At 64.3% G+C, this 269-nt stretch carries 1 protein-coding gene; it reads left to right on the top strand.

All coding sequences use genetic code 11. The annotated features are described in order from the left end of the window. The coding region (locus SB772_RS41370; RefSeq protein ID WP_410838695.1) for an aldehyde dehydrogenase family protein at positions 1-269 on the top strand (269 nt) is incomplete at both ends.

Genomic DNA, 269 nt, shown 5'->3' with positions numbered 1-269 from the left:
ATTGCGAACTACATCTACGAAACGGGCGCGAAGCACGGCAAGCGTGTGCAGGCACTGGGCGGCGCGAAGAACCATATGGTGGTAATGCCCGACGCCGATCTCGACAAGGCTGTCGATGCGCTGGTCGGCGCCGGCTACGGTTCGGCAGGCGAGCGTTGCATGGCGATCTCGGTTGCGCTGCTGGTCGGCGACGTGGCTGACAAGATCGTGGAGCGACTCGCCGAACGGGCTCGCAGCCTGATCGTGAAGAACGGCATGGAGCCGGACGC

The sequence above is a fragment of the Paraburkholderia sp. SIMBA_030 genome (assembly GCF_046535245.1).
Lineage (GTDB): Bacteria > Pseudomonadota > Gammaproteobacteria > Burkholderiales > Burkholderiaceae > Paraburkholderia.
The sequence above is the reverse complement of the archived record's forward strand: the minus strand, read 5'-3'. Positions and strand labels throughout refer to the sequence as shown.